This window comes from Dermacoccus sp. MPR-E5 (assembly GCF_058809565.1).
The window spans coordinates 13,024-36,581 of record NZ_JBXASS010000006.1; the positions used below are offsets into that span (position 1 = coordinate 13,024).

Consider the following 23,558-nt stretch of genomic DNA (forward strand, 5'->3'; position numbering starts at 1 on the left):
CGCCATGACTGCGACCGTCGACGCCGTGCGTGCCCTTGCCGACCTGCCCGAGGTGGGCGAGAGTGTCGATCGTGCCCGTGAAGCCTGCACCGAACTGCGCTGGCACAACGCGTTGCGACGGCGCATCCCGCAGGCCGCCGCCGAGTCGCGTGTGCGCGGGGCGCGGGCCAGCGCCGCGCTGGACGGCGCCGAGGTCTCCGTCGACGTCGTGCGTGAGTTGGTCGTCGGGCTGACGTCGTGGCCCGAGGAGCCCGACCCGCTCGAGCGGGCGCTGCGCGGCGCGGTGCAAGCCACCGCCGAGACGGAGCATGCCCGAGACCTCGTGCTGACGTCCCCCGCTCAGGCCCTCGCACGCCTCCACGTCGCCGTAGCGGGGTCTTCGGCGGGTGTCGATCTGCCGCCCGACGCCGTAGGACGCCCCCGTCGCGATGACGAGGTGTGCGCCGAACTCGTCGAGGTCGGAGCGCCCGTGCCGGCACTGGAACTTCCCGCGCGGCTCGGAGGGCTCTACGAACTCGTCGCGTGCCATGACAAGGCACCGGTGGCGGTGGTCGCCGCCCTCGCTCATGCCGAGATCGCGACGATGCGCCCCTTCGTGCGCGGGAACGCGATCGTGGCGCGAGGTTTCGAGCGGGCCCTCGTGCAGGCCGCCGGGCTCGACCCGACGGGAGTCTGCGTGCCCGAGGTCGGCCACCTGCGCGAGGCGAGCGCGGGATACGTCGGGGCGCTCGCGGCGTATGCGACCGGCTCCGCGGACGGGGTTCGCCTGTGGCTGACGTTCTGCGTCGGCTCGTACGAGCGGGGCGCGCGTGAAGGCATGCGCATCGCGGACGCGGTCCTCGCCGGGCGGCTCGGCGGATTGTAAGCAATTGCCACCCACTTCAGGGTGGAGTCTTGGCGTAATGTGGGTGAAGTCTCAGTAAATCAACAGGTTCCGGCTTGGATTAGCGTGCCCACCGTGACATATTGAAGCAGTGCGCTCCCCTCGGGTCGAGCGCTGGCGTGCATGCCGCACCCCCAAGGGTATGCACGCATAGACAGCCCCCGTCGTCCCCCCGACGGGGGCTGTCGCTGTTCCTGGCCGGTGGGTGCGGCGGGGGCTGGAATTCGGCGGGCCCCGACGGAGGCGCTGAGGCCGCGACGGGCGGGTGCGTCATCCACAGGGTGTGACGGCTACGGCCGGTTTTTGCCCTCGCCTGCAGGCTGATCCACAGGTTCGGCTCTCGCGACCTTGGCCCGGGCTGGTGCCGGCCGTGACGGTGGAGCCATGAACGCATGGGACGACGCGGGGGCGAGATTCGAACTCCCCGGGCGGCATCGAAGCCGCAGTGAAGAGCAGTCCGCCGAGTCGGCGCGAGGCGACGGAGCGCGTGATGCCTGGCCGGATGGCGAGGTGTTCGCCGACGACGTCGATGATCTGGCCGGTTCGGGCGGTGGCATCGTCGGCGTCGGGGATGGGGCCCTCGAGGCCCCGCTCGTGCGTGGACGTCGCATCGCGGTGATGTGCCCCGATTCGAGCATCGACGGTGCGTGCTTCGGGGCTGCGCTCGCGGGGTATCTGGCGAAGGTCGCGGCGGCCAGCGGCTCGTCGAGACCGCCGGTGGCCCTCGTCGACGGTCAACCCGGAACGGGTGGGCTCGACGTGCTGCTCGACCTCGAGACGACGCCCGGTGCGCGCTGGCCGGCCCTGCGTGGCGCGGGATCCCACATCGACGGTGAGCGGCTGCTCGCCGCCCTGCCGCAGCGCGACGGGGTGGCGGTGCTCAGCCACACCGCCTCTCCCGCCGTCGTCGACGAGGAGTCGAGGCGCGCGACGCACGAGGCGCTCGCCCACGTCGCGGGGGACGTCGTGCACTGCCTGGCCGCGCATCCGCTGCCACGCCCGGGGGAGTTCGACGTCATCGTGCTGCTCGTGCGCGGCACGCTCGCGTCGACGGCTGCAGCGCAGCACACGGTGCGAGCGCTCACGGAGCTCGCGCTGGACGAGCCGGGCGGCTCGAGCATCGCGCCGGTCGCGCTCGTCGCGCTCGAGACGCCGGTGCGTACGCGCTCCGTGCTCGCCGAATCGCTCGGTGCCCCGCTTGTCGCGGCCGGCCCGACGCGGTGGCGCATGAGCGCCCACTGCCCGGCCGACCTGCTCGCGGGCCGATGGCCGGGGCAGCGTGAGACGACGATGACCCGCCTCGTGCGCGACGTGTCGATGTTCGTCGCGCGCCTCGAACGGGAGCCGTCATGGGCGTAGCCGAAGGCATGTGGAAGGAGATCCACGCCGGGCGTGCACCGAGCGCGCGCTCGCTCGAATCGCTCGTGAAGCTCGACGCGCCGGTGTTCGGGCAGGAGCAGCGCGTCGCACTCGAGGCGCGCCTCGACGCCGATGTCCTCGGCGCCGGGCCGCTGCGTGAAGCGCTCGAACTCCCCGGGGTGAGCGACGTGCTCGTCAACGGCACCCGGGGTGTCTGGGTCGATCGCGGATGCGGCGTCGAACGGATCGCGCTCGACCTGGGCGGCGAGGAAGACGTGCGGCGACTCGCCGTGCGCCTCGCTGCCGCAGCGGGCCGGCGCCTCGACGACGCGAGCCCCTACGTCGACGCCGTCCTGCCCGGCGGGGTGCGACTGCATGCGGTGCTGCCGCCGCTCGTCGACCACGGCGCACACCTGAGCCTGCGTGTGCCGGGCGGCTTGCGAATCGGTCTCGGCGACCTCGTCGCCCGCGGCGCGATGGACGACGAGGTGGCCGCGCTGCTGCTCGCCCTCGTGCGGGCCAAGGTGTCCTTCGTCATCAGCGGTGGCACCGGAACGGGCAAGACCACGCTGCTCGCGGCGCTGCTGCGTCACGTGCCCCACGACGAACGCCTTCTCGTCGTCGAGGACGTACGGGAGCTCGCCGTCGAACACCCGCACGTGGTGCGACTCGAGGCGCGCTCCCCGAACGTCGAGGGGGTCGGCGAAGTGCCGCTGGCCGCGCTCGTGCGGCAATCCCTGCGCATGCGGCCCGATCGGATCGTCGTCGGTGAGGTGCGTGGCGCCGAGGTGCGTGAGCTCATGACGGCGCTCAACACGGGCCACGAGGGTGGGTGCGGCACCGTTCATGCCAACGCGGCGGCCGACGTGCCCGCGCGTTTCGAAGCGCTCGGCGCGCTGGCCGGCATGAGCCCCGAAGCAGTGCGCACACAGCTGCGGCCGGCGATCAGCGTCGTCATCCACGTCGAACGCGTCGACGGGATGCGCCGCGTCGCGAGCGTCGGGGTGATGGGGGGCGACCATCACGGCTTGCGGGTCGAGGCAGCCTGGCAGCGCGGTGTGCGCGCGGGTGCCTGGCCCGCTCTGTGCGACCTGGCAGGTGTGCGATGAACGTCATGACCTTGGCGCTCGCGGCCGCCGTCGCCGTCATCGCTTGGCCGGCTCGGGTGCAGGCTCTTCCGCGGGAGGATCGGCGGCCGGTGCGAGGGGTGCGGCGCCTGAGCAGCAGCGATCCCGAGGCCGAATGCCTGCAGCTCGTGGACGCTCTCGTCACGGTGCTGCGCGCCGGGTCGGCCGTCACGCCGGCCCTCATCATGGCGCTCGATGGTGTGGGGGCCACCTCGGCGGGTGGGAGCGCGACGAGTGCCGGGTGGCAGCGGCTGCGCCTCGAAGCGGTGCGCGACGGTGATGTCGTGCAGGTCTGGCGCGACCTCGGACGCTTGTGGCGCAGCGCCGCGTTCGAGGAGGTCGCCGCGGCCTGGCAGCTGTCGGCGCGGCACGGATGCCCACTCGCCGACGCGATGGAGGGTGCCGCCCGCAGTGTGCGAGCACGGCGCTCGCATCGTGCGTGCGTGGACGGTGCGACGGCGGGTGCGAAGGCGAGCACGTCGGTGCTGCTGGGCCTGCCGGTGCTCGGGGTGGGCCTCGGGATGCTGCTGGGCGTCGACATGCTCGGTTGCTACAGCGGCTTCTCCGGGCTGGTGACGCTGTGGCCCGGGATTGCGCTCATGTTCGTCGGGGCGCGGTGGTCGCGTCGCATGACGGCGTCCGCGCTCAAGGCACCGACCGAGGCGGCGACGTCATGACGGTGTGGGTGCTGGTGGCGGCGAGCGCCGCTGCGATGGCGTTGTGGCCGAGTTCGACGCGGGCCGAGCGGCCCGTCCTCGTCACGAGCGACGAGAGCGACACGGCGGATCATCCGTTGGCGGTCGCCTCCTCCATCGATCTGCTCGCCCTCGCACTGGAAGGCGGGGCGCCCGCCGTCGTCGCGCTCGAGGCCGTGGGAGCGGCGCAGCGGGGAGGGCCGTCGACGGAGACGGCGTTTCGGGATGCCGGCGGGCTCGAGCTGCCGAACAGCGCAGGCTCGCCGGGGAACGCGGCCGGTGGCGTCAGTACGGTCAGCCGCGTCGCGGCGGCGCTGCGCTGGGGCGTGGACGAACGTAGCGCTTGGGCGCTCGCGCCGCCCGTCTGGCGTCCCGTCGCGACAGCCTTCGAACTGGCCGGACGTTGCGGCGCGGCGCCGAGCTCGCTGCTGCGGCAGGCGGCCGACGACCTGCGTCGCTCCGAGGCCGAACGTGTCACGCAAGCGGGCGCGAAGGCCGGCGTGCGCATCGTCCTGCCGCTCGGCTTGTGCTTTCTGCCCGCCTTCATCCTCATCGCCATCGTTCCGCTCGTGCTCGGGCTCGTGAAACTGCCCGCCTGAGTGCCCACACACTCCGTCGCCGCCGGCGCCGGGACGTCCACTCCGGACGACAACCGCACCACCTTCAAGGAGACAACCATGATCGCCACCACCCGCCGTACCCGTGACGAGCTGCTGCGCCGCTGGCGCGCCGCGAGCGAAGCCGCCGAGCACGGCATGTCGACCGCGGAGTACGCCGTCGGCACCATCGCCGCCGTCGCGTTCGCCGCTGTGCTCATCGCCATCGTCAAGTCCGACACCGTCCGATCCGCGCTCGAGGGCATCTTCTCCTCGGCACTGTCGACGCGCTGACGGCGAGGGCGACGATGACCACGCGGGCGACGGCGCTGGGGGTGGCGAGGGCGACCTCGTCGCGGGCGACGCTCACGGCGACGAGTGCTCCATCGACTCGAACGGCTCGGCCTGCGGCCGGTCGGGCGTCGACGAAGCCTGCGTCCGCGACCATGGGATGCAATCTGCCCACATGGTTGCGCCGTCGTTGGTTGGTCGACGAATCAGGCATGGCTACAGCGGAATTCGCCGTTGCGCTGCCCGCCGTTGTTGTCGTCGTCTCGCTCGTCGTCGCCCTCACGCAGTTGTTGTTGACCCATCATCGGACGTGGAACGCCGCCTCCGTCGCCGCCCGTTCGGCCGCCAGGGGTGACGGCGACGACGCCGTACGTCGCGCCGTCGCCGCGACGGGCGTGCCGGCGACGTTGAGCGTCGCTCGCGACGGCGGGTGGGTGACGGTCTCGCTCGTCGCCCGCCCGCCGTCGCCCCTCGGCTGGGTGCTGCCCGATGTCACGGCCCGTGCGGTGGCCGCTCAGGAAGAGGGCCCATGATCTGGCGATCCCGACAGCCGCGTCTACCCCAGCACGGGTCGACGCGTTCGTCGCAGCCGTCCCATCTGTGGCGCCAGCTGCCGCGCGCGTGTCGACGGACGTGGTCGCGGTCGTCCGCGCAAACACAAACACCGACACCGGCAAGGTCACGGACACCTGATCCGCGCGCACCTCGGACTCCGAGCGAGCGTGGTGGTGCGAGCGTCGTCATGGTGGGCGTCGTCGGGATGCTCGTCGCGCTGTTCGCGGGTGTCGCGACGTATGCGCGCATCGCCGTCGACGCCGAGCGCGTGAGGCTCGCGGCGGATCACGCGGCGCTGGCGGGTGCGTCCGTCGTGCTCGGCGCAGCGCGCCTGCCGGCAGGGGACGCCTGCGCGGCCGCCGGGCACAGTGCTCGCCTCAACGACGCGACGCTCGCGAGCTGCACCGAGCTGTCGACGGGGGTGCAGGTGACGGCACGTCGGGCCTCGGCCCTCGGGCACGAGGTGACAGCGACCGCCCGCGCCGGCGCGCCCGAAGACCACTCGGCCAGACAGACGTCAGCACCCCCGTCGCCGGTGTCAGGGCCGCACTCGACGGGTCGACAACCGGCCTCAGCCGCCCTCGAGGCGACGCGAGTCGTCGTCAGGCGCGTCGGCGAGGACGCACTCGAGCAGTGTGAGGGCGCCGGCCTTGTCGAGCGGGGAGTTGCCGTTGCCGCACTTGGGCGACTGGATGCAGGCCGGACAGCCGTGTTCGCAGCCACAGGAGGCGATGGCGTCCTGCGTGGCGCGCAGCCACGTCGCCGCCCGTTCGTAGGCGCGCTCGGCAAAACCCGAGCCGCCGGGCAGGGCGTCGTAGACGACGACGGTGGGCATGTCCGTGTCGGGGTGCAGCGCGGTCGAGACGCCACCGACGTCCCACCGGTCACCCTGCGCGACGAGCGAGATCAGCCCGATCGAGCAGTGCTCGGCCGCGTGCAGAGCCCCGGGCGCGCTCTCTGGTGTCACGCCGGCGTCGAGCAGGTGCTCCTCGGGAACCGTCCACCACACACCCTTCGTCATGAGAGTGCGCTCGGGCAGATCGAGCGGGTGCTCACCGATGACCTCGCCCGAGGGCAGCCGTCGCAGAAAGCTCGTCACCTGCGTGCGCACCCGAATGGTGCCGTAGTGGACGCCGACGGCACCCCATGTCTGCGACCGATCCTCCTCGAGGATGTCGAACGAGCTGACGGAGCGAGCCGCCGTCGACCACCCCGGGTTGCCGCGCACGACGTGCGCACTGCCGTCGTCGAGGTCGAGGGACGTCACGACGAACGTGCGCCCTTGATGGACGTACACCGCGCCCGGGAAGACGCTCGAGTGGGCGCGCTCCCCGTCGACCGTGCCGAGCACGGCCCCGGTGCGCGACTCGACGATGCGCACGTCACTGCCGCCGTCGCCCCGCAACGAGACGTGGTCGCCGGGCCGGTCGTCGCGCGCCCAGTACCAGCCGCTCGGACGCCGACGCAGGACGCGCTGGGCGACGAGCGCCTCGACGAGCGGCCACATGTCCGCGCCGAAGAGAGCCTCGTCGGCGGCCGTCAGGGGCAGTTCGGCAGCGGCGCTCGCGAGCTGCGGCCCGAGCACGTACGGGTTGCTCGGATCGACGACGGTCGCCTCGACCGGGCGGTCGAAGAACACATCGGGATGATGGACGAGATAGGTGTCGAGCGGATCGTCGGCGGCGACGAAGACGGCGAGCGCGTCACGCCCCGAGCGCCCCGCCCGCCCGCTCTGCTGATGCAGCGACGCGACCGTCCCCGGCCACCCGGCGAGCAGGACGGCGTCGAGGCCGCTGACGTCGATGCCGAGCTCGAGCGCGCTCGTGGCGGCCACCCCGGCGAGGGTGCCGTCGCGCAGCCCGCATTCGACGGTGCGGCGTTCCTCGGGCAGGTAACCCCCGCGATAGGCAGCGACGAGGTCGGGGTCGAACCCGTGGTTCCACAGGCGGTTTCGCGCCATGTCGGCCATCACCTCGACACCCACACGCGAGCGCGCGAACGCGAGCGTCTGCACGCCGCGCCCGACCAGTTCGCCGAACAAGTCGGCCGTTTCGGCGACGGCACTACGACGCCCGAGGTCTTCGACTGTGAGGCCATCGTCCGCGCCGCCTTCCTGGGCGGCGCCACGATCCTGGGCAGAGCCAGGAGCAGCCTGGGCCGCGTCGCCATCCCGCGCGGCGTCGCCATCCTCGTCGCTCATCGCATCTGTGGCTGCCGCCACGGCCTCACCCATGGCCTCTGCCGCGCCCGGGGGCGGGCCGGGCTCCCACAGCGCGAACGTCAGGGCTGGGCTCGGCGAGCCGTCGTCGGTGACGGCGTCGACGTCGAGGCCTGTCAGAGCGCGGGCGTGTGCGGCGGGTTCACCGGAGGTCGCGGAGGCGAGCACGAACGTCGGGTGACTGCCGTAGCGCGCGGCGACACGGCGCAGACGTCGGATGACGCCGGCCGTGTGGGCGCCGAACACGCCGCGATAGACATGGCACTCGTCGATGACGACGAGGCGCAGCGAGCGCCAGAAGATCGACCAGCGTTCGTGAGCGGGCAGCATCGAGTGGTGGAGCAGATCCGGGTTGGTCAGGATGATGCCGGCGTGGTCGCGGATCCAGCGTCGCTCGTCCGGGGGAGTGTCACCGTCGAGCGTCGCGATGCGTGCGCCCGGGATGGCGAGGGCGTCGAGGCGCGCGCGTTGGTCGGCGGCGAGCGCCTTCGTGGGCGAGAGGTAGAGCGTCGTGGCTCCGCGGATCGCCGCGAGCGCGCTGACGGGCGGGTCGCCGGGGCGGCGCGCGAAGTCGGCGCCGTCGACGGCAGCCGTCAGCATCGGCACCTGGTAGGCGAGCGACTTGCCCGAGGCGGTTCCGGTCGCGACGACGACGTGGCGGCGCTCGAACACAGCGTCGAGTGCGGTTCGTTGATGCGACCACAGATGGTGGATTCCCTTGCCCTCGAACGCAGCTCGAACCGCAGGCGCCACCGCGTCGGGCCACTCGGCGAGCGAGGCCTCACGGGCGGGGCGCGTGCGCACGTGGGTGACACCACCGGTGCCGGCGTCACGCAGCGCGTCGAGCCATTGCTCGGGGCCCGCACCGTCAGTGCGCGTGACCGCAGAACTCATGCGCACCCTCCACCCTGGATCTCACCTCGAAGGAGATGAATGTGAAATCAACTTGCATTGACTTTTCGGCTTCCTGTGACAAAACTGAATTCCCAGAGAGCAGGCCTCGCCTGCGCCAGGATGAACCGTCGAGCAGCAGGAGCCCGGGCCGCGTGGAACTCAGAGTGAACCTTCGCCGGGACGACGGCATCGCCGTCATCGCCTTCGCCGGGGAGGTCGACGTGTACACCGCCCCCGTTCTGCGGGACGCCATTTCGAAGGTGCTCGCCGCCGGTGACAAGGCGATGGTCGTCGACATGAGCGAGGTCAGCTTCCTCGATTCGACCGGCCTCGGTGTGCTCGTGGGCCGCCTCAAGGCCGTGCGGATGCTCGAGGGGGTCATGCGGGTCGTCATCACCAATCCCCGGCTGCTCCGCAACTTCCAGATCACCGGCCTCGAGAAGATCTTCACCATCGATTCCACCGCCGCTGACGCCGTCGCGGCGGTCAAGGCGGGCGCCTGACGCTCCGCCGGCGCGCGCCGGTCCTCATGGGGTCGGCGGCGTGCACCAGGTCAACGTCATACTGGGGTCATGTCTTCCCCGGCCCCTCACGTCGACGATTCCACGCGCGATCAGCTCGTCGCTCTGCGCGCTGACCTCGCTGCGGCGCCCTACACCGTCGAGGCGGTCGCCGACGTCCTCGGCCCGAGTGCGTCGGCCGCGCTGCACCGCGAACAGCCGACGGCTGCTCGCCGCATCCTGGCCGACGACGACAGTCCTGTCGCGACGATGGTGGCACTGTTCACGCTCGGTGGGCGTATGAGTCCGGCGCGGATCGAGGCGGCCTTCCCCGCCGCGGGGGTCGACGGTCTCACGGCGCTCGGGCTGCTCGCCGACGACGACACCCTCGAGCAGATGCGCGGAGACGGGGACGACCGCATTCTCGTCGCTACATGCGACCTGCGCCCGTACGGCGACGAGACGTCGTCATGGTGGCTGGCATCGGATCTCTCGGAGATCGCGACGGGCCAGGTGCTCGAACCCGATCATGTGCTCGGCATCGGTGGCGCGTCGACGACCCTCGCAAGATGGACCCCGCGACGCACCGTCCGCACCGCCCTCGACCTCGGCACCGGCTGCGGTGTTCAGGCCGCGCACCTCGCGGGCCACGTCGAGCACATCGTCGCCTCGGACCTCGCGACACGCGCGCTCGCCTTCGTCTGCTTCAACGCCGCTCTCAACGATCTCGACGTCGAGGTGCTCGCCGGTTCGATGCTCGAACCGGTCGCCGGCCGCCGATTCGACCTCATCGTGAGCAACCCGCCGTTCGTCATCACGCCGCGTCGCCCCGGCATGCCCGAGTACGAGTACCGCGACGGCGGTGCGGTGGGTGACGCCGTCGTGCGCAACCTGGTTCGCGACGTCGGCGCCCACCTCGAACCCGGTGGTGTCGCACAGTTCCTCGGCAACTGGGAGATGCGCGACGGCGAGACGTTCGAAGACGTCTGGGAGCGATGGCTCGACGGCGTCGACCTCGATGCGCTCGTGGTGCAGCGCGAGGTGCAGGATCCGTGTGAATACGCCGAACTGTGGGCGCGTGACGGTGGCGCGCCCGTCGGGTCGCCCGAGTACGACGCCATGTACTCGGCCTGGCTCGACGACTTCGCGGCGCGCGGCGTCGAGCGCATCGGCTTCGGCATCATCACGCTCCAGAGGCCGGCCGAACCCCGTCCCCGGTTCACCGATCTGCTCGACGAGCGCGGCTCTGTCGCCGCCGCCATGGGCCCGACGATCGACGCAGGTCTCGCCGCGCGGGCGTGGATGGCGCGTGTCGGAGACGACGCGGTGCTCGACTCGTTCTGGCAGGCCGCGCCGGACGTCACGGAGGAGCGTCACACGAAGCCCGGAGCGAGCGACCCGAGCGTCATCATGATCCGTCAGGGCGGCGGGTTCGGCATGTCGATCCAGGCCGACACCGTGCTCGCCGCGTTCCTGTCGGTCTGCGACGGATCGATGACGGCGCGCACGGCGCTGGAGGCCATCGCAACGCTCGTCGACGTGCCCGCTGACGACGCCGTCCGCGGCACGCTGCCGCTGCTGAAGCGCCTCGTCGCCAACGGTTTCCTCACCCGCGTCGAGCGCTGAGCACTTCTGTGATCCCTGTCCCCTTCTGCGCTTTTCGTCCACATTCGAATGTAGACGAAAAGCGCAGAAGGGGAGGTAGATCGCAGTTGGGTACGGCCGGGGCGTCAGGCCAGCTGCCAGCTGCGCTTGCTCAGGCCGTACCAGAAGCCGTCGACGGTGGTCTGCGCTGACGCCGACGCCGCTCCGTCCGGGTTGGCGGCGCCGAGCGCGACGTAGAGCGGTGCCCAGTGCTCGGTGCGCGGGTGCGCCTCATGGGCGGCGGGGGCCTTCGTCATGAAGTCGAACAGCGCGTCGAGGTCGCCGCTCGCCATCGTCTCGGCGGCCCAGTGGTCGAACTCCGACGACGGCGCTGGCGGGGCGCCGTCAGCGTCACCACTCGGACGGAACCACCGCAGGTTGTGGGTCGTGAACCCGGAACCGATGATGAGCGTCCCCTCGTCGCGCAGCGGCGCGAGCTTGCGGCCCAGCTCGAACAGCTCGACGGGGTCGAGCGTCGGCATCGACATCTGCAGGACGGGCACGTCGGCGTCGGGGAACATCTCGACGAGGGGGACGTACGCGCCGTGGTCGAGACCGCGTGATGGGTCCTGGTGCACGGGCCGCTCGGGTGTGCCGACGAGGCGGGCCACCGATTCGGCGAGTTCGGGCGCGGCGGGCGCATCGTACGTCACCTCGTAGTACTTCTGCGGGAATCCCCAGAAGTCGTAGGTGAGCCCGGCGCCGCTCGTCGACGACACAGTGACGGGCGCATTCTCCCAGTGCGCCGAGACCATGAGGATCTGCTTCGGCTTGGGCAGTTCCTTGCCCCAGGCGGCGAGTTCGGCGGTCCAGGTCGCATCGTCCGCGAGGGGCGGCGCGCCGTGGCTGAGATAGGCGACGGGGAGTCGGTCGTCGGTGGCCTGTGTCGAGGTGCTCATACTGACGAAACTAGTTGACGTATCAACTTTATTCCAGTGGGTCCTCGAGTAGCCGAAACACCGCTCTCGGCCGTCCTCGACATTCCGCTCCGCCCTCGGGCGTCGGTGCAGGGCAGCGCTGTGGGTGCGGGGCCGGGGCGGCGTCACGCGGCCGGACCCGTCACGTCTGGGTCGCGGTGCCCCTCCCGCGTCGCGACGGAGGTGCTCCCGCTGCCCCACGACCGGCTGTCGGTCCCGTCGGGTACGGTCTAGACGACCGCACGCGAAGGCGACGACGAATCCGTGGCCCGTGCGCGAACCGAAGGAGCACCCCAGTGGCGTCAGGCAAGAAACTCGTCATCGTCGAATCGCCCTCGAAGGGCAACAAGATCGCGTCTTATCTGGGCAGCGACTACGTCGTCGATGCCAGCGTCGGGCACATCCGTGACCTGCCGACGCCGAGCGAGATGCCGGCCGACATGAAGAAGGGCCCGTACGGCAAGTTCGCCGTCGACGTCGACAACGGTTTCGCGCCGTACTACGTCGTCGACGCGAACAAGAAGAAGAAGGTCGCCGAGCTCAAGCGCGCTCTGAAGGACGCCGACGAGCTCTACCTCGCCACCGATGAGGACCGCGAGGGCGAGGCCATCGCGTGGCACCTGCTCGAGACGCTGAAGCCGAAGGTGCCGGTCAAGCGCATGGTCTTCCACGAGGTGACGAAGGAAGCCATCCAGCGCGCCGTCAACGACACGCGCGAGCTCGACATGCAGATGGTCAACGCGCAGGAGACGCGCCGCATCCTCGACCGTCTCTACGGCTACGAGGTGTCGCCGGTGCTGTGGCGCAAGGTGCGTGCGGGCCTGTCGGCAGGGCGCGTGCAGTCGGTCGCGACGCGCATGGTCGTAGAGCGTGAGCGGGAGCGCATGGCGTTCCGCGCCGCGTCGTACTGGGACGTCGAGGGCGAGTTCGAGGCGAAGTCGAGCCAGGCGTTCACCGCCAAGCTGACGGGCGTCGACGGCGAGCGGGTCGCCTCCGGCCGCGACTTCGGCGACGACGGGCGCCTCAAGAGCTCGGGCGTGCGCCACCTCGACGGTGCGGCGGCCGAGAAGATCGCTGAGGCGACGCGAGCCGGCCACGCCGAGGTCAGTGCCGTCAGCGAGAAGCCGTACTCGCGCAAGCCGAGCGCGCCGTTCATCACCTCGACGCTGCAGCAGGAGGCCAGCCGCAAGCTGCGTCTGGGCTCGAAGGACACGATGCGCGTCGCGCAGCGCCTGTACGAGAACGGCTACATCACGTACATGCGTACCGACTCGGTCGCGCTGTCCGAGCAGGCCATCAGCGCCGCGCGTCAGCAGGCGCGCGACCTGTACGGCGCCGAATACGTGCCGGACGCTCCCCGCCGTTACGCGGGCAAGTCGAAGAACGCGCAGGAGGCGCACGAGGCGATCCGCCCGGCCGGTGATCGCTTCCGCACGCCCGCCCAGGTCGCCGGTGAGCTGCGCGGCACCGAGTTCGCGCTGTACGAGCTGATCTGGAAGCGCACCGTCGCCTCGCAGATGGCGGACGCGAAAGGTTCGACGGCGTCGGTGAAGGTCGCCGTCGGGGTCGAGAGTTCGGGTATCGCCAAGCGCGCCGAGTACTCGGCGAGCGGCACCGTCATCACGTTCCGGGGCTTTCTCGCCGCCTACGAGGAGGGCCGCGACGCCGATCGTTACTCGAACGATGACGGCGAGCGTCGCCTGCCCAAGCTGTCCGAGGGTGTCGGCCTCGACGTGCTGCGCGCCGAGGCGTTGGGGCACGAGACGTCGCCGCCCGCGCGTTACACCGAGGCGACGCTGACGAAGGCACTCGAGGAGCGCGGCATCGGCCGCCCGTCGACGTACGCCGCGACGGTCGGCACGATCCAGGATCGCGGGTACGTGCGAACGCGCGGCAGCGCGCTCATCCCGACATGGCTCGCGTTCGCGGTGACGAACCTGCTCGAGACGCACTTCCCCAGCCTCGTCGACTACGACTTCACCGCCTCGATGGAGGAGGGGCTCGACCGCATCGCCGCCGGTGACGAGGAGCGCGCGGCCTGGCTCACGCGCTTCTACTTCGGCGACGAGGGTGAGTCGGCCGAGGGCCTCAAGCAACTCGTCGACGACCTCGGCGAGATCGACGCACGCGGAATCTCCACCATTCCGATCGGCGAGGGTCTCGTCGTGCGCGTCGGGCGGTACGGGCCGTACGTCGAGGAGGAGGTGCCGAACGGCATCGATCCGGCGACGGGTGAGGTCAAGGAGGGCTTCGACCCCGAGAAGGTCGGCGAGAAGCCGCGGCGCGCGTCGATCACGGACGACATCGCGCCCGACGAGATGACGCCTGCGAAGATCCGCGAGCTGCTCGACGCCTCCGACGACGACGGCCGCGTCCTCGGCACCGACCCCGAGTCGGGCCACGAGATCGTCGCCAAGTCGGGACGCTACGGCCCGTACGTCACCGAGGTGCTGCCGGAGGTGACGCCTGCCGACGGTGAGAAGCCGAAGAAGAAGGCGGCGAAGCCGAAGCCGCGCACGGCGTCGCTGTTCAAGGACATGGATCTCGCGACGATCGAGCTCGACACCGCCCTCAAGCTGCTATCGCTGCCGCGCGTCGTCGGCGTCGTCGAAGAGAAGGCGACGGCCGAAGACGGCACGGAGACGACGAAGCAGATCGAGATCACCGCGCAGAACGGGCGCTACGGGCCGTACCTCAAGAAGGGCACCGACTCGCGCTCGCTCGAGAACGAGGCGCAGCTGTTCACGATCACGCTCGAGGAGGCCGAGGCGATCTACGCCCAGCCGAAGCAACGTGGCCGCGCCGCCGCGAAGCCGCCGCTCAAGGAGTTCGGCGCCGACCCGACGTCCGGCAAGCCCGTCGTCGTCAAGGACGGCCGCTTCGGCGAGTACGTCACCGACGGCGAGACCAACGCGACGCTGCGCAAGGACGACGACGTCGAGACACTGACGGCCGAGCGGGCCTACGAGCTGCTCGCCGAGAAGCGCGCCAAGGGCCCCTCGACGCGCAAGAAGGCCGCCAAGAAGTCGACGAAGAAGGCTGCGACGAAGAAGACCGCCGCCAAGAAGACGACGACGAAGAAGACCGCTGCGAAAAAGACGACGGCCAAGAAGGCCTGACGACTCGCAGCAGCGTCATGACGCCCCGGTTCGAGCGTTGCTCGAGCTGGGGCATCGTCTGTCAGCGGATGAACGCGTCGAACGCGGCGATGCTCGCGTCGCATGCGGCGGCGTCCCCGTCAGGGGTGGCGAGGTCGGTGAAGAGGTGGCCTTCGCCGGGCACGACGACGACGTCGTCGAACGGCGCGCCCGAGGCGGTGACGGCGTCGCGCAGCGCGGTGACGTCGGGTTCGCTGATGAACGGGTCGACAGCATGGCGATGCACCTGGACGGGGACGCCGTTCCATGTTCCGTCGCGCGGCGCCTCGACGTTGTGCAGGAGCACAGCGGCACGCGCGTCGGGCCGCTTCGCCGCGAACGCCTGAGCGAAGAACGCGCCGAGCGAGAAACCGGCGAGGACGGCGTCGGCGGGCGCGTCGTCGAGTGCCGTGCGCGCACGATCCATGAGGGCGCGAACGCCCACGGCGTCGCGGTGGGCGAGCCCGTCGTCGGTCGAGACGAACACGTGCCCGTCGTAGTAGTCGGGGGTGACGACGACGTGGCCGAGCCCGCGCAGGGCGTCAGCGAAGTCGAGGACGGCCGTGCGCAGGCCGAGCGCTGAGTGGAACAGGACGATGTGAGCCATGGTCCCAGTGTCGTTCTTGAACGTGTTCAAAACATGCGAGGATGGGTGAGAGATGCGGCGCCGATGGGCGCGGCAGGACGACCGGGAGAGACATCATGGCGAAGATGCTCGGCGCAGGAATGACGGGGGCGGGCGCGTCGAGCGCCGGCTCGCTTTCGGGGTCGCGAACGTCCGTGTGGCACACGGGCGGGCGGGCCGCCGTCATCGGTGTGGGGTCTGTGGCGGCGGGTTTCGTCGTCTCGTCGGTCGCTGTCGCCGTCGCCTGGGTCCGCGGCCCTGCCGATGCCTACTCGCCCGCGAACTGGCTGAGTGACGCCGGGCTGGCGCTGGCGCTGCCGTGCGCCGTCATTGCGTGGGGCCTCGCGGCGTGGTCGTTGCACCTGACACGGGGGCTCAACATGGGGGCGCGGCAGTTCTCGCTCGTGCTGTGGGGCGCGGCGACGCCGTGCGTCTACGGCTTTCTCGCGATGCTCTCGTTCGGTGTGTTCGGTGGCGACTGGGCCGGTGGCGGGCTCTTCTGGTCGGCGACGACCCTGATCGGCTTCTGCATCTGGTTCGTCACGTTGACGCCGATGTTCATCATGCTCATCGCACGGCCTCTGCTCTCGCGCGACCCGGCGACGGTGCCAGACTTGCCCGGGGCCGCTGCGGTGAACGGTCGCGACGAGCGCGACGAGGACATCGAAACCGGGATGATTGGCGCGCGCGCCTGCCTGCGAGAGGTCTTTCGGCGCGAACCTTGACCCTGACGTGACGTGAGGCGATGGAGTGAGGTCATGACCGACGAACTGACGGTGGGGCAGGTGGCGGCACGTTTCGGCGTCACCGTCCGCACGCTGCATCACTACGACGCGATCGGGCTCGTGCGTCCGAGCGAACGTGGCTGGAACGGATACCGGCTGTACACGCCGGCGGACGTGCAACGCCTCGCTCGGGTCGTGCTGCTACGGCGCCTCGAGATGCCGCTCGCGGACATCGCCGAGGCGCTCGACGAACCGGCCGTGCTGGCGGCACTCCTCGTCGAGCACAGGGAAGCGGTCATGGCCAGGCGCGACGAGCTCGATGCGCTGGTCGACGCGATCGACACCGCACTCACATCGGAGGCAACCATGAGCAAATATCAGATCAGCAGCGCCGAGATGAAGGAGATCTTCGGCACCGGTTACGACGAGGCGTACGACGTCGAGGCGCAACAGCGTTGGGGTGGGACGGAGGAATTCGCAGAATCCCGGCGCCGCGCCAAGAGCTACGACAAGGCGACCTGGCATCGCATCAAGGCCGAGTCGGACGAGGTGTTGGCGGCATTCGCCACGGCGATGCGTGACGGCGCGGCACCCGGCAGCGCGCAGGCCGACGCCGCAGTTCAGGCGCACCGCGACCAGATCGAACGCTGGTTCAATCCGGTGCCTCTGCCGATGCTCCGGGGGATGGGCGCCATGTACAGCACCGACCCACGCTTCGCGCAGACCTACGACGACGTCGAGCCCGGCCTTGCCGCGTACGTCACGGAGGTGATCGCCGCCTACTGTGACAGCCGGGGCTGACGGTCGACACGCGTCCCTCTCGCCGGGGCCGTGCTGCCGGCGGGCGTGGACCGCTGCCCGACTTTTGTGCATCTGCACGAGGAATGTGCCGCATATTCCTCGTGCAGATGCGCAAAAGTCGCGCAGCTGGCAGGCGGCGCTTGTCGCGACCCCGTACGGTGGCCCAGCGACGCTCCCCAGCAGGCGATTTCTGCGAGTTTCCGGGGTTGTCGGACGCACTGGGTAGGGTGAGCGCCATGCCCGACGACCTGCGCCTCGACGTCGAAACGCTGCGCGCCTCGAGTGACGTCATCAGCGACGCCACGACCGACGCCGTCGCAGATGTCGACGCCAACACCAAGGGCGCACCAAGTGTCAGCACCGCAGCCGGCGACGAGGTCGCGGCCGACGTGGCCGCGCACGGGCTGTTCGTCACGTTCGAAGGTGGTGACGGCGCGGGCAAGACGACGCAGATCGAGCGTGCCGCTGCGTGGCTGCGTGAACTGGGCCGTGAGGTCGTCATCACGCGTGAACCGGGCGGTACCCCGCTGGGCGTGGAGATCAGGCGGCTCCTGCTCCATGGCGACGACGTCGCGTCGCGCGCCGAGGCCCTGCTCTACGCCGCCGATCGGGCGCATCACGTCGAGACGCTCGTGCGACCGGCCCTCGCGCGCGGTGCGGTAGTGCTGCAGGATCGCTACATCGACTCCTCGATCGCCTACCAGGGCGCCGGTCGTGCGCTGGCCGCCGACGACGTCGAGTCCATCTCACGCTGGGCGACGCGCGGGCTGACGCCGGACGTCACGGTGCTCATCGACGTCTCGCCCGAGGTCGCGCGCGAACGTCGCGGCGCGCGCGGTGCCGAAGACAGGCTCGAACGTGAGGCCGACGACTTCCACACCCGCGTGCGCGAGCACTTCCTCTGCCTCGCCGCGCGCGACGAGGCGCGCTACCTCGTCCTCGACGCGGGTCGCTCGCGCGACGACCTCACCGCCGCCGTCCGCACACGACTCGAACAGCTCCTCAAGAGCGGCACGACGCGCGCATCAGGCGGCCCCTCATGAGTGACGTCGCGACGACCCGCCGGGTGCCGGGCGTCGGCGAGGGCGTATGGCGTGATCTCGTCGGTCAACAGGAGGCGGTGCGCACGTTGAGCGAGGCCGTCGGCGACGCCCGTCGCATGACGCATGCGTGGCTCATCACCGGCCCGCCCGGCTCGGGCCGTTCCAACGCGGCTCGCTCGTTCGCTGCCGCGCTCGAGTGCCCGCAGGGCGGGTGCGGGGAGTGTCGCGAGTGCCGGACGACGATCGACGGCTCCCACGCCGACGTGCAGATCGTCTCGACGAGCGGCCTCACGATCCAGGTGCGCGAAGCGCGCGATCTGGCGTTGCAGGCGCAGTCGTCGCCGACGGTCGGGCGCTGGCGCGTCATCGTCATCGAGGACGCCGACCGTCTCACCGAACGCGCCGCCGACGCGCTGCTCAAGGCGCTCGAAGAACCCGTCCCGCGCACCGTGTGGCTGCTGTGCGCGCCGAGCGTCGAGGACGTCATCGTGACGATCCGCAGCCGTTCACGCCACGTCCGCCTGCGCATCCCGCCGCCCGACGACGTCGCCGAACTGCTCGTGCGCCGCGACGGCGTCGACCCCGCCATGGCGGCGTACGCGGCACGCGCGGCGCAGTCGCACATCGGCATCGCGCGGCGCCTGGCGCGTGACGAGGGGGCGCGCATCCGGCGGCGCGAGACGATCCTGCTCGCGCTGCGTATCCGCGGGCTCGGCGACGCCATGAAGGCGGCAGCTGATCTCGCCTCGATCGCCGAGGACGAGTCGGGTGCATCGTCGGGGGAGCGCAACGCCGCCGAGAAGGCCAAGCTGATGGAGCAGCTCGGCGCCGACCCGAGCGCGCGCACGCAGCCGCCCCACGTGCGCTCGGCGATCAACCAGCTCGAGAAGGAGCAGAAGACGCGGGCGACGCGTTTCGGTCGTGACGTCATCGACCGCGCCCTCGTCGATCTCGCCTCGATGTATCGCGACGCGCTCGTGGTGCGCTGGGGCGATCCGGTGCCGCTCGTGAACGCCGACATCGTCGACGACGTCGGCCGGCTCGCGCGCGCGTTCACCCCCGAAGGGCTGCTGCTCGCGCTCGACGCCATCAGCACCGCGCGTGAGCGCATCGCCGCCAACGTCCCCCCGCTGCTGGCCCTCGAAGCCATGTGCATCTCGCTCGAACTGCCCTCATGAGGCAGCCGGATAGGAGTCGCCCCGTGAAGAACATCGCGCGCTCGCGCCTGACGCAGGTGGCCGCGCTCGCGGCTGCGTCGATGCTCGCCGTCGGTGGGTGCAGCACGTCGTCTCCCACCTCGTCGGCGTCGTCGGACTCATCGGGCGGCGGCGCTGCGTCCGCCTCGTCGGCCGCAGGAACGGCCGCGACCGGTCCGCTCAGTGCGTTCTACACGCAGCAGCTCGACTGGAAGAGCTGCGACGATGGCGAGTGCGCGAAGCTGCGCGTGCCCATCGACTACGCGAAGCCGAGCGGCCCGAGCATCGAGGTCGCCGTCAACCGCCTGAAGGCGACGGGGACGAAGAAAGGCTCACTCGTCGTCAACCCCGGCGGCCCCGGTGGCTCGGGCGTCGACTATGCCGCGGCGGCCGACCAGATCGTCAGCAAGTCGGTGCGCGACAGCTACGACATTGTCGGGTTCGACCCGCGCGGTGTGCAGCGTTCGGCCGCGATCACGTGCGTCGACGACGCGACGCTCGATCAGTTCATGGGTTCCGACCCCTCACCCGACGACAAGAGCGAGCAGAACGCGCTGCTGGCCGGCGACAAGAAGCTCGCCGACGCGTGCAAGAAGAACGCCGGCCCGCTGCTCGGCCACGTCAGCACCGAGGAGGTCGCGAAGGACATGGACGTCCTGCGTGCGGCTCTCGGCGAGCAGAAGTTGAACTTCCTCGGCAAGTCGTACGGCACGATGCTCGGCGCGACGTACGCCGACCTGTTCGCCAAGAACGTCGGGCGCATGGTGCTCGACGGCGTCCTGCCGCCCGATCTGACGATGCAGCAGATCAACGAGGGGCAGGCGACCGGCTTCGAGAAGGCGCTCGACGCCTACCTCGCCGATTGCGTCTCGGGCGGCAAGTGCCCGCTCGGGTCCGATGCCGCGTCCGCGAAGAAGAAGCTGCAGACCTGGCTCGCCGGCCTCGACGCCAAACCCATCAAGGCGAGCGGCGACAAGCGCCTCAGCACCCTGACGGAGGGCTGGGCGATCAACGGAATCGCCGCGTCGCTCTACGACCAGGCGAAGTGGGGTGAGCTGACGCAGGCGGTGCGCAGCGCACTCGGTGGTGACGGCACGCAGCTGCTCAGCGCGGGCAAGAGCTACGCCGAGCGCAACGACGACGGCACGTACCAGAGCAACATGATGCAGGTGCTCAACGCCGTGACGTGCCTCGATCGCCCGGCGCCGACCGGCGGCGTGGCCGAGTACGAGAAGGACGCGGAGGCGTTCTCGAAGAAGGCGCCGACGTGGGGCCGGCAGATGGCGTGGGCCGGCGCGGTGTGTTCCGACTGGCCGGTCAAGACCACGGGCAGACCGCACGAGGTGAAGGCTGCCGGGTCGGCGCCGATCGTCGTCCTCGGCACGACCCGTGACCCCGCGACGCCGTACGAGTGGAGCGAACGCCTCGCCGGTGAACTGCAGAACAGCCGTTTCATCAGCTACGACGGTGACGGCCACACCGCCTACGGGCGCGGTTCCCAGTGCGTCGACGATGCCGTCGACCACTACCTCGTCGACGGCTCCGATCCTGCGAAGAAGACCACCTGCTGAATCGGGCTGACGGCGCGTCCTACGCCGGGCGCACCGAGCCGCCGTAGGCGCCCAACCATGGGGAGGCGCCGCGGCTGCTGGGGTTGGTGCCCCCTGGGGCCAGCGAGCGGGCGGGATTGGCGCCCCCCGCGCCGCTCGTGTAAAGTTTTGCCTCGCTGCCGGAGATATCCGATCAGCGGTTGCCGCTTTAGCTCAGTCGGCCAGAGCGTCTCACTCGTAATGAGAAGGTCGTCGGTTCGATTCCGACAAGCGGCTCCGAAGAAAGGCCCCCGAAGATTCGGGGGCCTTTCGCGTGCCCGGGCCCGGCCGACGATACGGCCCGCCCACGACAAGCACCGGCACCGCGGCGAGCGCCGTGCCGTCCGTCGCAGGTCAGTGCTCGAAGTCGTCGTCGCGGAACTCGCCGTCGGGGCGCACCTCGTCGCGGGCGAGGTCGTTCTCACGACCGCGGAGTTCGACGCGGCGAATCTTGCCCGAGATCGTCTTGGGCAGTTCGGCGAACTCGAGTCGGCGCACGCGCTGCCACGGCGCGAGGCGCTCGCGGGCGAAGGCGAAGATGCTCTCGGCGGTCACCGCGTCCGGCGAACCGCCTTCGACGAGAACGAGATACGCCTTCGGGACGGCGAGTCGCACGGCGTCGGGGGCGGGCACGATCGCCGCTTCGGCGACGGCAGGGTGCTCGATGAGCACCGACTCCAGCTCGAAGGGGCTGATCTTGTAGTCGCTCGCCTTGAACACGTCGTCGGTGCGCCCGATGTAGCTGATGTACCCCTCGTCGTCGATCGCGGCGACGTCGCCCGTGTGGTAGAAACCACCCGCCATCGCGTCGGTGTTACGGGCTTCGTCGCCGAGGTAACCCGTCATGAGTGGCAGGGGGTGGGCGGCGAGGTCGAGGCAGATCTCGCCCTCACCGGCGCCGTCGAGCCGTTCGCCGCTCAGCGGGTCGACGATGACGACGGGCACGCCCGGCAGCGGGCGTCCCATCGACCCGGGCTTCACCGCCGAGCCGGGCGTGTTGCCGACGGCGGCCGTCATCTCCGTCTGGCCGTAGCCGTCGCGGATCGTCAGGCCCCACGCCCGTTCGATCTGCGTGATGACCTCCGGATTGAGCGGTTCACCCGCGCCGATCAGTTCGCGCAGCGCGCCGCGCCCACCGGTCAGGTCGGCGTTGATGAGCATGCGCCACACCATCGGCGGCGCACAGAACGTGGTCACCTCGCGGGCGCGCAGTTGCTGCAGCAGGGCGGCGGGGGAGAAGCGCGTGTAGTTGTAGACGAAGATCGTCGCCTCGGCGATCCACGGCGCGAAGAAGCACGACCATGCGTGCTTCGCCCATCCCGGGCTCGAGATGTTGAGGTGGACGTCACCGGGGCGCAGACCGAGCCAGTACATCGTCGACAGGTGACCGATCGGGTAGGATGCCTGCGTGTGCTCGACGAGCTTGGGGCGACTCGTCGTGCCCGAGGTGAAGTAGTACAGCAGCGGATCGCCCGGCGCGGTGCCCGGGTGCTCGGTGGGCGGGACGTCGCCGACGCGGCGATACGCCCCGTGCAGGTCGGACCACCCGTCCGCCGCGCCGACGCTGAGCCGCGTGTACTCCCCCGGCACGCCCGAGAACTTGTCGACGTCGCCCGCGTTGGCGACGACGTGCCGCACCCCGCCGCGCGCGATGCGGTCGCGCAGATCGGCGGGCCCGACGGCCGTCGTCGTCGGCATGATGATCGCGCCGAGCTTCATGACGGCGAGCAGGAGATCCCACAGTTCGATCTGGTTGCCGAGCATGAGGACGACAGGGTCACCGCGCCTCACGCCCTGCTCTGCGAGCCACGTGGCGACGGCGTCGGAGCGGCGCGCCATCTCGTCGTACGTCACCTCGAGCGACGAGCCGTCCTCCTCGACGATGACGATGGCTGTGCGGTGGTTGCCGCGCGCGACGGCGTCGAACCAGTCGATCGCCCAGTTGAAGCGGTCGCCGACATCGGGCCACGTGAACGTCGCCACAGCGTCGTCATGGCGTCCAAGCAGCTCGAGGAGTGAGTCGCGCGCGGCGCGGTAGGCCTCGGTGGGGGAGAGGTTGGAGGCGCTGGTCGTCATGGGACGACATTGCCGAATGCGAGCCCGGTTACTGCGTGGTACGTGTGAAGTGGGTCACGTTCACAGCCACCCGTTCTCCTGCGCGATGCGCACGGCATCGGCGCGAGTGCGTCCGCTCGTCTTGCCGATGGCTGACGACAGGTGGTTGCGCACCGTGCCCTCCGACAGGAACACGGCGCGGGCGATATCGGCCACGGTGCCGCCGGCTGCGGCGGCGCGCAGGACGTCGAGTTCGCGTGCCGTCAGCGGTGATTCGCCGAACACGAGACTGTCGGCGGCGAGCTGCGGGTCGACGACACGCAGGCCCGCGTGGACGCGGCGCACGGCGTCGGCGAGTTGCGTCGCCGGGGTGTCCTTGACGACGAACCCCTGCACCCCCGCCTGCATCGCGCGCCGCAGGAAGCCGGGCCGACCGAACGTCGTGACGATGAGGATCTTCACCGCGGGCAGCGCCTGACGCAGCGCGGCGCTCGCCTCGAGGCCGTCCATGCCGGGCATCTCGACGTCCATGAGGACGACGTCCGGCGCGTGCTCGCGGCACGCGTCGAGCACCTCGTCACCCCGCCCGACCTCGGCGACGACCTCGAGGTCGCTCTCCAGATCGAGCAGTGCCGCGAGCGCGCCACGCACCATCGCCTGATCGTCAGCGATGAGAAGTCGGATCGTCATGGTCGGCCTTTCGTCGTC

Annotated in this window: 20 protein-coding genes, 1 tRNA gene and 1 pseudogene; 17 read left to right on the plus strand and 5 right to left on the minus strand. The window is 70.6% G+C overall.

The annotated features are described in order from the left end of the window. The first annotated feature begins 4 nt into the window (after nt 1–4). The 8 genes and pseudogenes from AC1RS9_RS05820 to AC1RS9_RS05855 form a co-directional block, all read left to right on the plus strand. Nucleotides 5–865 carry a Fic family protein gene (locus AC1RS9_RS05820; protein ID WP_006944034.1) on the plus strand — a complete coding sequence of 287 codons (861 nt, stop codon included), beginning with the start codon at nt 5–7 and terminating at the stop codon, nt 863–865. A gap of 402 nt (nt 866–1,267) precedes the next feature. Beyond that, nucleotides 1,268–2,242: a CpaE-like family protein gene (locus AC1RS9_RS05825; RefSeq protein ID WP_006943999.1), complete on the plus strand. Its 975-nt coding sequence runs from the start codon at nt 1,268–1,270 to the stop codon at nt 2,240–2,242. Then, nucleotides 2,233–3,351, plus strand: a complete 1,119-nt coding sequence (locus AC1RS9_RS05830; protein ID WP_231729428.1) for a TadA family conjugal transfer-associated ATPase — start codon at nt 2,233–2,235, stop codon at nt 3,349–3,351. Before AC1RS9_RS05825 ends, AC1RS9_RS05830 begins: the two co-directional genes overlap by 10 nt. Further along, on the plus strand, nt 3,348–4,046 hold the full coding sequence (locus tag AC1RS9_RS05835) for a type II secretion system F family protein (RefSeq protein ID WP_006944015.1): 699 nt from the start codon (nt 3,348–3,350) through the stop codon (nt 4,044–4,046). The genes AC1RS9_RS05830 and AC1RS9_RS05835 overlap by 4 nt, the downstream gene beginning before the upstream one ends. Then, entirely contained in the window at nt 4,043–4,663 is a 621-nt protein-coding gene (locus AC1RS9_RS05840) for a type II secretion system F family protein (RefSeq protein WP_006943927.1), read from the plus strand. The genes AC1RS9_RS05835 and AC1RS9_RS05840 overlap by 4 nt, the downstream gene beginning before the upstream one ends. Before the next feature lie 78 nt (nt 4,664–4,741). Further along, entirely contained in the window at nt 4,742–4,954 is a 213-nt protein-coding gene (locus tag AC1RS9_RS05845; protein ID WP_006943941.1) for a DUF4244 domain-containing protein, read from the plus strand. Nucleotides 4,955–5,163: 209 nt separating this feature from the next. Then, complete coding sequence (locus tag AC1RS9_RS05850) at nt 5,164–5,484, plus strand: TadE family type IV pilus minor pilin (RefSeq protein ID WP_038569562.1); 321 nt, start codon at nt 5,164–5,166, stop codon at nt 5,482–5,484. Then, a pseudogene (locus AC1RS9_RS05855) lies at nt 5,481–5,984 on the plus strand (Rv3654c family TadE-like protein); the annotation flags it as partial. The gene AC1RS9_RS05850 and the pseudogene AC1RS9_RS05855, both read left to right, overlap by 4 nt. 93 nt (nt 5,985–6,077) lie before the next feature. On the opposite strand, the gene AC1RS9_RS05860 reads toward AC1RS9_RS05855, so the two are convergent. Next, on the minus strand, nt 6,078–8,618 hold the full coding sequence (locus AC1RS9_RS05860; RefSeq protein WP_144694275.1) for a DEAD/DEAH box helicase: 2,541 nt from the start codon (nt 8,616–8,618) through the stop codon (nt 6,078–6,080). Between the two features lie 164 nt (nt 8,619–8,782). Between AC1RS9_RS05860 and AC1RS9_RS05865 the strand changes: the two genes are divergently transcribed. Continuing rightward, a complete protein-coding gene (locus AC1RS9_RS05865; RefSeq protein ID WP_492920808.1) occupies nt 8,783–9,121 on the plus strand; it encodes an STAS domain-containing protein in 339 nt (112 codons plus the stop codon). A gap of 69 nt (nt 9,122–9,190) precedes the next feature. After that, nucleotides 9,191–10,744: a DUF7059 domain-containing protein gene (locus AC1RS9_RS05870; RefSeq protein WP_006943956.1), complete on the plus strand. Its 1,554-nt coding sequence runs from the start codon at nt 9,191–9,193 to the stop codon at nt 10,742–10,744. 104 nt (nt 10,745–10,848) lie between these two features. Here the strand turns inward: AC1RS9_RS05870 and AC1RS9_RS05875 are convergent, their stop codons facing one another. Next, nucleotides 10,849–11,661: a dioxygenase family protein gene (locus tag AC1RS9_RS05875; protein ID WP_259878681.1), complete on the minus strand. Its 813-nt coding sequence runs from the start codon at nt 11,659–11,661 to the stop codon at nt 10,849–10,851. Nucleotides 11,662–11,975: 314 nt separating this feature from the next. Between AC1RS9_RS05875 and topA the strand changes: the two genes are divergently transcribed. Then, nucleotides 11,976–14,798 carry a type I DNA topoisomerase gene (gene topA, locus AC1RS9_RS05880; protein ID WP_115296943.1) on the plus strand — a complete coding sequence of 941 codons (2,823 nt, stop codon included), beginning with the start codon at nt 11,976–11,978 and terminating at the stop codon, nt 14,796–14,798. A gap of 61 nt (nt 14,799–14,859) precedes the next feature. Here the strand turns inward: topA and AC1RS9_RS05885 are convergent, their stop codons facing one another. Further along, on the minus strand, nt 14,860–15,423 hold the full coding sequence (locus AC1RS9_RS05885; protein WP_115296944.1) for a dienelactone hydrolase family protein: 564 nt from the start codon (nt 15,421–15,423) through the stop codon (nt 14,860–14,862). A gap of 95 nt (nt 15,424–15,518) precedes the next feature. Between AC1RS9_RS05885 and AC1RS9_RS05890 the strand changes: the two genes are divergently transcribed. The 6 genes from AC1RS9_RS05890 to AC1RS9_RS05915 all read left to right on the plus strand — a co-directional run bounded on the left by AC1RS9_RS05890 (nt 15,519) and on the right by AC1RS9_RS05915 (nt 21,032). After that, entirely contained in the window at nt 15,519–16,166 is a 648-nt protein-coding gene (locus AC1RS9_RS05890) for a hypothetical protein (RefSeq protein WP_115296945.1), read from the plus strand. Between the two features lie 33 nt (nt 16,167–16,199). After that, the gene (locus AC1RS9_RS05895) at nt 16,200–16,967 is read left to right on the plus strand and encodes a MerR family transcriptional regulator (protein ID WP_062256044.1); all 768 of its coding nucleotides are present in this window, start codon (nt 16,200–16,202) and stop codon (nt 16,965–16,967) included. A gap of 236 nt (nt 16,968–17,203) precedes the next feature. Beyond that, on the plus strand, nt 17,204–18,010 hold the full coding sequence (gene tmk / locus AC1RS9_RS05900) for a dTMP kinase (RefSeq protein ID WP_082740423.1): 807 nt from the start codon (nt 17,204–17,206) through the stop codon (nt 18,008–18,010). Then, the gene (locus tag AC1RS9_RS05905) at nt 18,007–19,188 is read left to right on the plus strand and encodes a DNA polymerase III subunit delta' (protein WP_062256042.1); all 1,182 of its coding nucleotides are present in this window, start codon (nt 18,007–18,009) and stop codon (nt 19,186–19,188) included. Before tmk ends, AC1RS9_RS05905 begins: the two co-directional genes overlap by 4 nt. A gap of 23 nt (nt 19,189–19,211) precedes the next feature. Further along, nucleotides 19,212–20,777: an alpha/beta hydrolase gene (locus tag AC1RS9_RS05910; protein WP_492920813.1), complete on the plus strand. Its 1,566-nt coding sequence runs from the start codon at nt 19,212–19,214 to the stop codon at nt 20,775–20,777. A 181-nt stretch (nt 20,778–20,958) separates the two neighbouring features. After that, a tRNA-Thr gene (locus AC1RS9_RS05915) sits at nt 20,959–21,032 on the plus strand. Between the two features lie 117 nt (nt 21,033–21,149). Here the strand turns inward: AC1RS9_RS05915 and AC1RS9_RS05920 are convergent. Both AC1RS9_RS05920 and AC1RS9_RS05925 read right to left on the minus strand, forming a co-directional pair. After that, on the minus strand, nt 21,150–22,871 hold the full coding sequence (locus AC1RS9_RS05920) for an AMP-binding protein (RefSeq protein WP_074045732.1): 1,722 nt from the start codon (nt 22,869–22,871) through the stop codon (nt 21,150–21,152). 60 nt (nt 22,872–22,931) lie between these two features. Further along, the gene (locus AC1RS9_RS05925) at nt 22,932–23,540 is read right to left on the minus strand and encodes a response regulator transcription factor (RefSeq protein WP_062256035.1); all 609 of its coding nucleotides are present in this window, start codon (nt 23,538–23,540) and stop codon (nt 22,932–22,934) included. Nucleotides 23,541–23,558: the final 18 nt, after the last annotated feature.

What these genes read in the sequence shown, in the direction of transcription:
- AC1RS9_RS05820 (WP_006944034.1), top strand. Translation starts at nt 5, where the DNA reads ATGACTGCGACCGTCGACGCCGTGCGTGCCCTTGCCGACCTGCCCGAG.
- AC1RS9_RS05825 (WP_006943999.1), top strand. Translation starts at nt 1,268, where the DNA reads ATGAACGCATGGGACGACGCGGGGGCGAGATTCGAACTCCCCGGGCGG.
- AC1RS9_RS05830 (WP_231729428.1), top strand. Translation starts at nt 2,233, where the DNA reads ATGGGCGTAGCCGAAGGCATGTGGAAGGAGATCCACGCCGGGCGTGCA.
- AC1RS9_RS05835 (WP_006944015.1), top strand. Translation starts at nt 3,348, where the DNA reads ATGAACGTCATGACCTTGGCGCTCGCGGCCGCCGTCGCCGTCATCGCT.
- AC1RS9_RS05840 (WP_006943927.1), top strand. Translation starts at nt 4,043, where the DNA reads ATGACGGTGTGGGTGCTGGTGGCGGCGAGCGCCGCTGCGATGGCGTTG.
- AC1RS9_RS05845 (WP_006943941.1), top strand. Translation starts at nt 4,742, where the DNA reads ATGATCGCCACCACCCGCCGTACCCGTGACGAGCTGCTGCGCCGCTGG.
- AC1RS9_RS05850 (WP_038569562.1), top strand. Translation starts at nt 5,164, where the DNA reads ATGGCTACAGCGGAATTCGCCGTTGCGCTGCCCGCCGTTGTTGTCGTC.
- AC1RS9_RS05860 (WP_144694275.1), bottom strand. Translation starts at nt 8,618, where the DNA reads ATGAGTTCTGCGGTCACGCGCACTGACGGTGCGGGCCCCGAGCAATGG.
- AC1RS9_RS05870 (WP_006943956.1), top strand. Translation starts at nt 9,191, where the DNA reads ATGTCTTCCCCGGCCCCTCACGTCGACGATTCCACGCGCGATCAGCTC.
- AC1RS9_RS05875 (WP_259878681.1), bottom strand. Translation starts at nt 11,661, where the DNA reads ATGAGCACCTCGACACAGGCCACCGACGACCGACTCCCCGTCGCCTAT.
- AC1RS9_RS05885 (WP_115296944.1), bottom strand. Translation starts at nt 15,423, where the DNA reads ATGGCTCACATCGTCCTGTTCCACTCAGCGCTCGGCCTGCGCACGGCC.
- AC1RS9_RS05890 (WP_115296945.1), top strand. Translation starts at nt 15,519, where the DNA reads ATGGCGAAGATGCTCGGCGCAGGAATGACGGGGGCGGGCGCGTCGAGC.
- AC1RS9_RS05895 (WP_062256044.1), top strand. Translation starts at nt 16,200, where the DNA reads ATGACCGACGAACTGACGGTGGGGCAGGTGGCGGCACGTTTCGGCGTC.
- tmk (WP_082740423.1), top strand. Translation starts at nt 17,204, where the DNA reads ATGCCCGACGACCTGCGCCTCGACGTCGAAACGCTGCGCGCCTCGAGT.
- AC1RS9_RS05905 (WP_062256042.1), top strand. Translation starts at nt 18,007, where the DNA reads ATGAGTGACGTCGCGACGACCCGCCGGGTGCCGGGCGTCGGCGAGGGC.
- AC1RS9_RS05920 (WP_074045732.1), bottom strand. Translation starts at nt 22,871, where the DNA reads ATGACGACCAGCGCCTCCAACCTCTCCCCCACCGAGGCCTACCGCGCC.
- AC1RS9_RS05925 (WP_062256035.1), bottom strand. Translation starts at nt 23,540, where the DNA reads ATGACGATCCGACTTCTCATCGCTGACGATCAGGCGATGGTGCGTGGC.